This is a genomic window from Micromonospora tarensis, assembly GCF_016803395.1.
In the GTDB taxonomy this organism is placed as follows: Bacteria; Actinomycetota; Actinomycetes; order Mycobacteriales; family Micromonosporaceae; genus Micromonospora; species Micromonospora tarensis.
On the sequence record NZ_JAEVHL010000261.1, the window covers coordinates 1 to 8,810 of the forward strand.

The 8,810-nt window shown below is 75.2% G+C and carries 3 protein-coding genes and 1 pseudogene; all 4 read left to right on the forward strand.

Features of this window, described 5'->3' with window-relative positions; genetic code table 11:
• Nucleotides 1-551 precede the first annotated feature (551 nt).
• Nucleotides 552-2,771: pseudogene (locus tag JM949_RS38035) on the forward strand (SDR family NAD(P)-dependent oxidoreductase); the annotation flags it as partial.
• Nucleotides 2,772-2,884: 113 nt separating this feature from the next.
• Nucleotides 2,885-4,978 (forward strand): polyketide synthase dehydratase domain-containing protein, encoded by a 2,094-nt coding sequence (locus JM949_RS30550; RefSeq protein ID WP_309232400.1) that lies wholly within the window; start codon nt 2,885-2,887, stop codon nt 4,976-4,978.
• The gene (locus tag JM949_RS30555; RefSeq protein ID WP_203151578.1) at nt 4,975-7,596 is read left to right on the forward strand and encodes an SDR family NAD(P)-dependent oxidoreductase; all 2,622 of its coding nucleotides are present in this window, start codon (nt 4,975-4,977) and stop codon (nt 7,594-7,596) included. Before JM949_RS30550 ends, JM949_RS30555 begins: the two co-directional genes overlap by 4 nt.
• Nucleotides 7,593-8,810, forward strand: a 1,218-nt coding sequence (locus tag JM949_RS30560) for a polyketide synthase dehydratase domain-containing protein (RefSeq protein WP_203151579.1), incomplete at its 3' end; no start/stop codon positions are given. The genes JM949_RS30555 and JM949_RS30560, both read left to right, overlap by 4 nt.

Genomic DNA, 8,810 nt, shown 5'->3' on the forward strand with positions numbered 1-8,810 from the left:
CTCGCCGCCGACGAGCGGTTCGCCGAGGACTACCGGGCCGCCGACCCGTCCGCCGTGGTCGTGACGCCCGGCTCCCGGTACCGCCGCGCCGGCCGACACGTCACCGCCGACCCGCGCGACCCGGCGCACCTCGACCGGCTCCTCACCGAGCTGGGCGGCCGGCTCGACGTGATCCACCTGCCCGGGGCGCGGCCGACGCCGACCGGGTGGTCGACGAGCTGCTGCTGCCGCTGGCCGGGCTGCTCCGCGCCCTGTTGGCCAGCAGCGCGTTGGAACGACTACGCCTGCTCTACGTCCACAGCGCCCCCGCCGCCCCCGCCGACACCGCGGTCACGGCCGTGCTGCGCAGTGTTTCCCAGGAGGACAGCCGGTTCACCGGCCGGCGACTCGAAGTGGCGGGTCTCGAAGTGGCCGGTGTCGACGGCCGGTTGGCCGCCATCTGCCGCGACGAGTTCGCTGCGCCGGACACCGTGGAGATCCGGTACGCCGACGGCGTCCGGCACCGCCGCCGGCTCGTACCCGCCAAGGCCGGGTCCGCACCCGCCCTGCCGGTGCGCGCCGGAGCGGCGTACCTCGTCACCGGCGGCGCCGGCGGACTCGGCCGGATCATCGCCGACCACCTGCTGTCCCAGGCCGCCCGCGTGGTGCTCGTTGGCCGCTCTCCCGCCGACGTGGACCTGCGCGGGTGGCTCGACGCCCGGCCCGACGCGACGTACCTGCGGGCCGACGTCACCGACGAGGCCGGGCTGCGGGGGGCCGTGGCGACCGGCCGTGAACTGTTCGGCCCGCTCCGCGGCGTCGTGCACGCCGCCGGACTCCACCGGGACCGCCTGCTCGGCGACAAGGACGACACCGAGATCCGCGCGGTGACGGCGGCCAAGGTGCCCGGCACGGTCCTGCTGGACCGGATCACCGCCGACCAGCCCCTGGACTTCTTCGCGGTGTTCTCCTCGCTGGCCGGTGTGCTGGGCAACGCCGGACAGGCCGACTACGCGTACGCGAACGCCTACCAGGCCGCGTACCTGGCGGGCCGGCAGGGCCCCGGGCGCGCCGTGGCGCTGCACTGGCCGCTCTGGGAGTCCGGCGGCATGTCGGCCCCGGGGGAGGCCGCCCGGCGAGCCCGGGAACGGCTCGGCAATTATCCGCTGCCCACCGCCGAGGGCCTGCGCCTGTGGGACGAGGTGCTGGCCGGCGGGCACGACGAGGCGGCGGTGCTCTACGGCACCCGGCCGCTGCGGTGGCACGCCGAGCTGATGTACGACAGTCCCGGCGTGGCCGTCGCCGTCCAGCAGCTCCACGAGCCAGCCGTCCCGGCGGCCCCGCCGAGCGAGCCCGTCCCGAGCAGCGAGCCGACGCCGCCGGTGGGCCGGATGCTGACGGTGGTGCGGGAGGTGCTCGGTGGGTTGCTCCGCGTCGACCCGGGCGACCTCGCCGTCGACGCCGACCTCAACGACCTGGGCATCGACTCGCTCCTGGTACGCCGGTTCAGCGACGAGCTGACCCGCCGGCTCGGCACGGTGCCCACCACCCTGCTGTACGAGCACCGCACGCCCGCCGCGCTGGCCGCCCACCTCGAGACCACCCACGGCCCACGGACCGCCGGGCCCCCGACGGCCGCCGAGGTCGCCGTGCCGGCGGGGAATCCGGCGGCGGAGCCGATCGCCGTGATCGGCCTGAGCGGTCGCTATCCGCAGGCCGCCGACCTGGACGAGTTCTGGCGCAACCTGGCCGAGGGCCGCGACTGCGTCACCGAGGTACCGGCCGACCGCTGGGACGTCGACAGGTACTACGACCCGGACCCGCTGCGGGCCACCGACGGGAAGACCTACTGCCGCTCCGGGGCGTTCCTCGACGGGGTCGACCGGTTCGACCCGCTCTTCTTCGGCATCTCCCCGCGGGAGGCGGAGACCATCGACCCGCAGGAGCGGGTCTTCCTCCAGACGGCGTGGGCCACCTTCGAGGATGCCGGCTACCCCCGGCAGCGGCTGCGCGAGCGCGGCGGACGCGTCGGCGTGTTCGCCGGCGTCACCACCTACACGTACCTGCTGTGGGGGCCGGAGCGGTGGGCCAGCGGCGTCGCGGTGCACCCGCAGACCGCGCCCTGGTCGATCGCCAACCGGGTCTCGTACGTGCTCGGGCTGCACGGCCCCAGCATGCCTGTCGACACCGCGTGCTCGTCCTCGCTGACCGCCGTTCATCTGGCCTGCGCCAGCATCCGGCGCGGTGAGTGCGAGATGGCCCTGGCCGGCGGCGTCAACCTGTACCTGCACCCCAGCCGGTTCAGCACCCTCAGCCAGGCCCGGATGCTCTCGCCCACCGAGCGGTGCCGCAGCTTCGGCGCGGGCGCCGACGGGTTCGTGCCCGGCGAGGGCGTCGGTGCGGTGCTGCTCAAACCGCTCTCCGCGGCCCTGCGCGACGGTGACCGCGTGCACGCCGTCATCCGCGGCAGCGCCGTCAACCACGCGGGCGCCACCCGTGGCTTCACCGTGCCGGACCCGAACGCGCAGGCCGAGGTGATCGACGCCGCGCTGCGCGAGGCCGACGTCGACCCCGCCACTGTCACCTTCGTCGAGGCGCACGGCACCGGCACCGAGCTGGGCGACCCACTGGAGGTGGCTGGCCTGACCAACGCCTTCCGCCGCACCACGGATGCCCGGGGCTACTGCGGGCTCGGCTCCGCCAAGTCGCTGATCGGGCACCTCGAGGCCGCCGCCGGGATCGCCGGGCTGACCAAGGTGATCCTCCAGATGCGACACCGGCAACTCGCCCCCACGCTGCACTGCGACCCACCGAACCCGGGCTTCGACCTGGCCGGCACGCCGTTCGTCCTGCAACGGTCGCTCGCCCCCTGGACGCCGCCGCCGGGCCTGCCCCGCCGGGCCGCATCTCCTCCTTCGGCGCCGGTGGCGCCAACGCCCACGTCGTCGTCGAGGAATGGGCGCCGGCGGCCACCGCGCCGCCACCGGCACCCGGGCCGCAGGTCGTGGTGCTGTCCGCCCGGACCGAGGAGCGGCTGCGGGCGTACGCCGGTCGGCTCGCCGACCACCTGCGCGACGCCGGCACCGCGCAGCCGGTGCCGGTGGACGAGGTGCGCTCGGTCGTCGCCGACGTGCTGGGCCTGCCGACGGACGAGCTGCCGGACGACGAACCGCTCGACGAGCTCGGGGCCGACCCGGTGACCGCCGCGGAGATCACCGGACGGCTGCGCAGCCGGTACGGCTGGACCGGCGCCGTCCGACCCGCTGACACCGTCCGCGCGGTGACCGACCGGCTGCCGGGCGGTGGCGCACCCCCGATCCGGCTCGCCGACGTCGCGTACACAGTGCGTACCGGCCGGGAGCCGATGGCCGAACGCCTCGCGGTCGTCGCGGGCGACCTGGCCGCGCTCGTCGAGACGCTGGCCGGGTTCGCCACCGGCGACGACACCGGGGTCCTCCGCAGCGGCCGGGACACCGCTGTGCCCGGTGACGAGCCGGGTCGTCTGGCCCACGCCTGGGTGGCCGGGCAGGACGTCGAGTGGCCGGCCCCGACCGGTCGCCTGATCAGTCTTCCCACGTACCCGTTCGCCGAGACCCGGTGCTGGTTCGAGGAGGTCGACGCCCCGATCGAGTTGACCGGGCGGGAGTTCGTCCTCACCGACCACGTCGTGGCCGGACGACCCACGGTGCCCGCGGTGGCGCTGCTGGAGATCGCCCGCCGGGCCGCCGAGGTCGCCGGTGACGCTCCGGTGCGGCGGCTTCGGGACGTCGTCCTCGCCCGCCCGGTCCAGGTCGACAGCGCCCCGGTGTCGGTGCACACCACAGTGCGCGCCACCGACGGCGGGTTCCGGGTCCAGTGGGAGACCGACGGGGCGCCCTGCGGCCGGCTCGACGCCGAGACCGGCGTCGCGCCCGAGCCGGGCCGGGTCGACCTGGACGAGGTCCGCGCGCGCTGCGCCGATCGCCGCGACAGCGCCTCCTACTACGCGGCGTTCGACGCGGCCGGGCTGCGCTACGGGCCGTCGTTCCGCACCCTGCGGGAGCTGCGCTGCGGACCCGGTGAGGTGCTGGCCCGGCTGGAACTGCCCGAGCCCCGTCGCGCGGACACCGGGTACCACCTGCACCCGTCGCTCCTGGACGGCGCCCTGCAGGCCGTGGCCGGGGCGTGGGACGAGCCACCGGCAGCCGGCGGCACGCCGGTGTACGTGCCGTTCGCCGTCGCCGAGGTGGTGCTGGCCGGTCCGACGCCGCAGACCGGGTACGCCCACGTGATAGCCCGTGGCCGGACCCGGACCGAGCGGCGCTACGACGTCCGGGTCACCGACGAGCACGGTGCCGTCCGCGTCGAGCTGCGCGGCCTGGCCCTGCGTGCCGTACCCGCCGGCGACGGGCCGCTCTTCTTCGCCGGGGACTGGGTCACGGCGTCCGCACCCGAGCCGCGCACCGGGCCGATCCTGCTGCTCGACCACGACCGCCGCCGGGTCGAGCCCGGCATCGTGCTGGTCCGACCCGGCGACCGGTACCGGGAGGTGGTCGCGGGCGCGGAGTACGAGGTGGACCCGCGATCGGTGGACGACCACAGCAGGGTGCGCGAGGCGCTCTCCGCCCGCGGCGACGACCCGGTGGCCGTGCTGCACCTGTGGTCCCTGGCACCCGGTGCGCACACCGACCCGCTGGGGTCGCTGCTACCGCTGACCCAGGCGTGGGCACGGCCGCGCACGCCGCTCCCGCTGGTGCACGCCCATCCCGCCGGGTCACCGGAGGACGCCGCGACGGCCGGGTTCGCCCGCACCGTCCGGCAGGAGCAGCCGAACCTGGCGTTCGTCACGGTGCGGCTCGACGACGACGCGGCGGCGGACCCGGGGCTGCCACGGCGGCTCGGCGGCGAGGGCGGCGAGGCCGAGGTCAGCTACCTCGGCGCACGACGTGCGGTCTGGCGGTGGCACGAAGTCACCGCTCCGGTCGGGCACGAGCCGCGACCGGGAAGGTGTGTCTGGTGACCGGCGGTCAGGGCGGCCTGGGCCGGCTGGTGGTCGAGCATCTGGTGGCCGGCGGCGCACGTGTGGTGGCGGTGGGCCGGTCCGCGCCGGACCGGGCCTGGCTCGCCGGCCTGGGCCCGTCGGTGACATTCGTGCCGGGTGACGTGTCGGTGCGGACGGACGCGTTCGCGGCGGTGGCGGCGGCGCGGGAGCACTTCGGCCGGTTGGACGTCGTCGTGCACGCCGCCGGGGTGCTGCGCGACGGCCTGGTCGCGGGCAAGTCGGCAGCGGACGTGGCGGCGGTGTGCGGCCCGAAGGTGACCGGCGCCCGGTGGCTCGACGAGGCCACGGCGGATCTCGGCGTCGAGCGGTTCGTGCTCTTCTCGTCGCTGGCCGGCGCCCTGGGCAACGTGGGGCAGGCCGACTACGCGTACGCGAACAGGTTCCTCGACGAGTTCGCGGCGTGGCGCTCGACCCGTCGTCGCGGCGTGACGGTGTCGGTCGGCTGGCCGCTGTGGGACGGCGGCGGCATGACCGTCGACGCGAGCCTGCGGCAGCGGCTGTGGGAGACGGCCGGCACCCGACCGCTGCCGCCCGCCGCTGGGCTGGCCGTGCTGACCGCCGTGCTGACCGGCGAGGCCGTCGACCCCCAGGTGCGCTTCCTGTACGGCGACCCGGCGCGCCTGCGGGTTGGCCTCGGCCTGACCGCTGCCCCGGAGTCCGCTACCGCTCGGGCCGTCGCCGAATTGGGTCGGGGCGCGGCAGCGCCGGCACCACCGGCGGCAGTCGACGACGGCGCCCTGCGCGTCGACGTGACCCGGGTCTGTGCCGACGTGTTGAAGGTGGACGTGACCGAGCTGGACCCGGACGAGGACCTCTCCGCGTACGGCCTGGACTCGATTCTGCTGATGACGTTGCTGAACCGGCTGGAGACGCGTTTCGACACGGTCGTCGAGCCGAGCGCGGTCAGCGAGCATCCGACCATCGCCGCCCTGGCGGCGTATCTGGCGCGCAGCGTGACACCGCCGTCGCCGGTGGCGGAGCTTCCCGCTTCCTCGGCGTCGTCAACCCACCCCGCACCGGCGTCGCCGACCACGGCTGAACCAGCCTCCGCCAGGACGGCCACCGGAGCAGCGGCGCCGCCGGCCGCGCTGGCCGCCGAAGCCGGGCAGCCGGACCACGCGGTGGCGGTGGTCGGGATGGCGGGGCGCTTCCCCGGCTCCGCCTCGGTCTCGGCGTTGTGGGACAACCTGGTGGCCGAGCGGTGTCTGGTGTCGGAGGTGCCGGCCGACCGGTGGGACGTCGCGACGGTCTTCGATCCGACCCGGAAGCGGCCGAACTCGTCGTACTCGAAGTGGGCCGGGTTCACCGACGGGGCGTTCGACTTCGACGCGGGCTACTTCGCTGTCGCCGAGGCGGACGCCCTGGTGATGGATCCGCATCACCGGCTGGTGCTGGAGTTGGCCGCCGAGCTGTTCGCCGACGCGGGGTACCGACCGGACGAGGTCGCCGGATCCCGGACCGGCGTGTTCATCGGCGGTGGTGAGAGCCCGTACCTGCGCGGACGGATCGCCGACCTGCCGATGCGGAGCCGGCGCAACGCCCTGGTGGGTGCCATCCCGAACATGATGGCCGCCCGGGTGTCCGACTTCTTCGACCTGCGCGGGCCGGCGCAGACCATCGACACCGCGTGCTCGTCCGCGCTGGTCGCCATCCACGCGGCCTGTCGCGCCCTGCGGTCCGGGGAGTGCGACATCGCGATCGCCGGCGGGGTGGAGCTGATCATCGGGTCGGATCTGCACGTCGGGTTCAGCGAGGCGGGTGCGTTGGCGCCCGACGGGGTGTGCGCGGTCTTCGACGAGAGCGCGCGCGGGCTGGTGCTCGGTGAGGGCGGCGGTCTGGTGCTGCTGCGCCGGCTGCCGGACGCGGTCGCCGGTGGCGACCGCGTCGCGGCGGTGGTGCGCGGCGGCGCGGTGAACAACGACGGCCGCACCATGGGCCTGACGGTGCCCAGCATCGACGGTCAGGAGGCGGTGCTGCGGGCCGCGCTGGCCGACGCGGGCGTACCCGCGGGTTCGATCGGCTATCTGGAGGCGCACGGCACCGGGACGTTGCTGGGTGACCCGATCGAGGTACGGGCGGCGGCGCGGGTCTTCGACGGCAGGTGCGGGATCGGGTCGGTGAAGTCCAACGTGGGCCACCTCATGCGGGCCGCCGGGGTGGTGGGCTTCGTCAAGGCGGTGCTGGCGGTCCAGACGGGTGTGCTGCCGGCGACGCTGCACTGCGTACGCCCGCATCCGCGGTTCCGGTTCGCGGAGTCGCCGTTCTTCCCGGTGACCGAGACGCAGCCCTGGGCCGGGACGCCCGGACAGGCCGGGACGCCACGACGGGCCGGGGTGTCGGCGTTCGGCTTCGGCGGGACCAACGCGCACGTGGTCGTCGAGCAGTACGCCGGCCAGACCGGTTTTCGCCCGGCGCTGCCGCCGCCCCGCTTCACCCGCCGCCGGTACCGGCTCGGCGAACCCGACCCGACTCCACCGGACAACCTCGACGACCTCCTCGACCTGCTCCAGGAGGGGCACGTCGACCTGGACTCCGCGGCGGCCACTGTCGTCCGGCTGAGCAAGGAGCGGGCATGACCACCGACATCCGTGCCGTACTCGCCGAGTTCCGGGCCGGTCGGCTCTCCCGGGACGAGGTGAGGGCGCTGCTGGAGTCCACGCCGGCCACCGTCGTCCGCTCCTTCCGGTACGACGAGCCGTACCTCCGCGCCCACCAGGTCTTCGGGCGGCAGGTCCTGCTCGGGGTGACGCACTGCGCGCTCGCGGTGGAGCTGACCCGTGCCGGCGACACCTCCCGGCACCTGCGCGGTCTGACGTTCCACGAACCGGTCGTGCTCGACCCGGGCGAGGCCACCGAGGTGACCGTCGCCGTCGCGGAGCGCGACGGGCGGCGGGTGGTCGAGAGCCGGTACCGGGCAGCCGCGGCGTCCCGGCTCAGCGTCACCGCCGAGCTGCGCGACGGGGACCGGCTCGCCGAGCTGCCCACGCTGGACCTCGACGGGCTCCGGACGGGGCACAGCCGCGACGGCGGCCAGCTCGCCGCCAACCCGTTGCTGGCCCGGGAGCCCGCGCTGCGCTGCGTCGAGCAGGTCTGGGTCGGCGACGGCGAGAGCCTCGGCCGGCTCCGGCTCACCGCCGACGCGCGGGCCGCCCTGTCCGGGCTCGCCGTGCACCCCGTCCTGCTCGACGGTGGGTTCGTGACCGGCGCCGCCGCCGTGGACGAGGCGATCCTGCTGCCGCCCGGCACCCCGGGCATGTGGATTCCGGTCGCGATCGCCGCCGTACACGGGTCCGGGCCGCTACCCGAGGTCTGCTACTGCCGGGCTCGGGTACGCCGGGCCGACGCCCACGCCCTCACCATGGACCTGGTGCTGGCCGACGAGTCGGGCCGGCCGCTGCTCGCCGTCGACGGCTTCACCTTCCGCCACGTCCGCGACACCCAGCTGTTCACCGCCGCCGCGCCGGAGGGGCTGGCCGTGCCCGTCGCCGCGCCGGAGGGGCTGGCCGTGCCCGTCGCCGCGCCGGAGGGGCCGGCGGACGACCTTCTCGGTCGCGTCGAGGCGTACCTGGCCGGGTTGGTCGCCGGCCACCTCGACGTCGAACCGACGACCCTGGACCGGGCGGCGAACTTCATGGAGCTGGGCGTGCAGTCCGGCGAGCTGATCGACCTCACCCGGCGCATCGAGGATGATCTTGGTGTGGAGTTGTATCCGACGTTGTTCTTCGAGCAGCAGTGTCTGGCGGAGTTGTCGGCGTATTTCGTGGCGGAGCACGCGTCGGTGGTGGGTGAG